The sequence below is a fragment of the Kitasatospora sp. NPDC004799 genome (assembly GCF_040609095.1).
In the GTDB taxonomy this organism is placed as follows: Bacteria; Actinomycetota; Actinomycetes; order Streptomycetales; family Streptomycetaceae; genus Kitasatospora.
In genome coordinates this window covers 1-2,803 of the sequence record NZ_JBEXJK010000651.1, presented here as the reverse complement: position 1 = coordinate 2,803, position 2,803 = coordinate 1, and the positions used below count along the sequence as shown (strand labels likewise).

Here is a 2,803-nt window from a genome sequence, read left to right as displayed (position 1 = left end):
GTGGCTGCCCGGGGCGGCGGTGTACAGGCGGGCGGGTGGGCGTCAGTAGGTGACGATGCCCGGGTCGGAGAGGCCGGGGGCGCCGGTCTCGACGTGGCCGGCCAGGCGGCGTACCAAGTCGGCGGTGCCGGCCGCGGTGACGGTCACGTCGTACCAGTTGCGGCAGCCGCCGAGGTCGACGGTGCGGGTGACGGTCGTGCCCCGGCGGACGGTGACGGTCTGCGGCGTGCCGCCGTAGGCGTTGGTGAGGGTGAGCACGGCGTCCGCGGTGCCCGCGTTGGTGAGGGTGAGGTCGAGGTTGCCGGTGGCCGGGTTGTGGCGCGCGGTGACCTCGGGCCCGGCCGTCTTGCCGGGGTTGCGGAAGCGGCGCAGGAAGCCGTTGGGGCCGAACACGGTCAAATCGGTGACGCCGTTGGAGTACAGGGTGTTCCAGGCGTCCGCGATGGTCTTGCCGGCCTCCGTGGTGTACGTCCACGGGCCGTCGGTGCGGTTGGCCGAGGTCACCAGGAACTGGGCGCCCGCCGCCGCGCCCGCGCTGAAGGTGAGCCGGTACTTGCCGGTGGCGGTGTCGGCCGAGCCGTCCACGTACGGCGCGTAGGCCAGCGGGCGGGTGGGCCGCGCGCCCATCTCCTGCTTCGGCATGGTGCCGGTGGCGGGCGGGGTGGGCACGTAGTCCGGGTGCCGGTTGCGGTCCGGCGGGAGGTAGCCGGCCGTGGAGGGCAGCGCCGCCGGGGTCGCGTTCGAGGCCGTGAAGTCGAAGGCGGAGGTCAGGTCGCCGCAGATCGCGCGCCGCCAGGGCGAGATGTTGGGCTCCTGGACGCCGAAGCGGCGCTCCATGAAGCGGATGATCGAGGTGTGGTCGAAGGTCTCCGAACAGCTGTAGCCGCCGGTGCTCCAGGGCGAGACGACCAGCATCGGCACCCGCTGGCCCAGACCGTACGGCCCGGCCGCGTAGCCGATGCTGCCGGCGTAGGAGTCGGCGGTGGTCGCCACGGTGGACAGGCCCTGCGAGGCGGAGGAGGGCGGGAACGGCGGCACCACGTGGTCGAAGAAGCCGTCGTTCTCGTCGTAGGTGATGAACAGTGCCGTCCGGGCCCACACCTCGGGGTTGGAGGTCAGCGCGTCCAGCACCTGGGAGACGTACCAGGCGCCGTAGTTGGCGGGCCAGTTGGGGTGCTCGGTGAAGGCCTCGGGGGCGGCGATCCAGGAGATCCGCGGCAGCGTGCCGGCCTGTACATCGCGCCGCAGCTGGTCGAACAGGCCCTCGCCCGCCTTGGCGTTGGTGCCGGTGCGGGCCTTGTCGTAGAGCGGGTCGCCCGGCTTGGCGTTGCGGTAGTTGTTGAAGTAGAGCAGCGAGTTGTCGCCGTAGTTGCCGCGGTACGCGTCGCCGATCCAGCCCCAGGAGCCGGCCGCGTCCAGCCCGTCGCCGACGTCCTGGTAGATCCTCCAGGAGACCCCGGCCTTCTCCAGCCGCTCGGGGTAGGTCGTCCAGGTGTAGCCGGCCTCCTGGTTGCCGAGGACCGGGCCGTTGCCGCTGACGCCGTTGCCGGTGCAGCCCGACCACATGTAGTAGCGGTTCGGGTCGGTGGAGCCGATGAACGAGCAGTGGTAGGCGTCGCAGATGGTGAACGCGTCGGCGAGCGCGTAGTGGAACGGGATGTCGTCGCGGGTCAGGTAGGCCATCGTGGTGGCCGTCTTGGCGGGGACCCACTGGTCGTACTTGCCGTTGTTGAAGGCCCTGTGGCCGCCGGCCCAGTCGTGGTTGAGGTCCTGGACGAACTGCATCCCGAGGTCGCTGACCTGCGGCCGGAACGGCAGGACCTCCCGCTTGAGGGCGTCCGTCTGGTGCCACACCGACTTGCCGCTGGGCAGGGTGACCGGGCGGGGGTCGCCGAAGCCGCGGACGCCCTTCAGCGAGCCGAAGTAGTGGTCGAAGGAACGATTCTCCTGCATCAGCACGACGATGTGGTCGACGTCCTGGATGGTGCCGGTGCTCCCCAGCGGGGCGATCGACGCGGCGCGCGCGATGCTCTGCGACAGCGACGAGAACGCGACGGTCGCGCCGGCGAGTTGGAGGAAACGGCGGCGGTTCAGCTCTGCCATGGGTGCTTTGACCTCTGCATGTCAGGTAGGTGGAGGACGGCGCCCCCAAGGACAGCGCCCGCGGGGTACCTCCCGGCGGACCATTGATGACTGCCCGCCGTACGTCAGGCGAACGCATCGAGTTGTCCGTACAAGGTGCGGCACTCGCCCACCACGGCCCTCTTGAGGTGGCACTGACAACCCGCGGGAGCTGACCTATCGTGCTGCACGGCCGTACGAACCGTTCCGGGAGGGGTGGACCGTGCTGAACGATCGTCTGCGGGCTGGGGCGCTGGAGGTGGCGGAGCGGTGCGCGACGCCGTTCTACCTGTTCGACCTGGAGGGGCTGGGCGCGGACTACCGGGAGATGGAGCGGGTCTGGCGGCGGGAGTTCCCGCACCTGACGGTGGCGTACTCGTACAAGACCAATCCGCTGGCGGCAGCGACCCGGCGGCTGGCGGCACTGGGCGGGACGGCCGAGGTGGTGTCGGGGGCGGAGCTGTCCCTGGCGCTGGCGGACGGCTTCACCCCCGGGCGGATCGTCTTCGACGGGCCGGTGAAGAGCCCGGCGGAACTGGCCCTGGCGGCCCGGCTGGGCGTACCGGTGCAGGTCGACTCGCCGACCGAGCTGGACGACCTGCTCGCGCTGCCCGACGGTCCGCCGCCGGTGGGCCTGCGGCTCGCGACCCGGGGTGGCGGCGGCGAGTGGTCGCGGTTCGGG

Annotated in this window: 1 protein-coding gene and 1 pseudogene; one reads left to right on the top strand and one right to left on the bottom strand. The window is 71.4% G+C overall.

The annotated features are described in order from the left end of the window. Positions 1-42 precede the first annotated feature (42 nt). On the bottom strand, positions 43-2,103 hold the full coding sequence (locus ABZW03_RS39460) for a phosphocholine-specific phospholipase C (protein ID WP_355269501.1): 2,061 nt from the start codon (positions 2,101-2,103) through the stop codon (positions 43-45). Positions 2,104-2,344: 241 nt separating this feature from the next. Here ABZW03_RS39460 and ABZW03_RS39455 point away from each other — a divergent pair. Then, positions 2,345-2,803, top strand: a pseudogene (locus ABZW03_RS39455) (hypothetical protein); the annotation flags it as partial.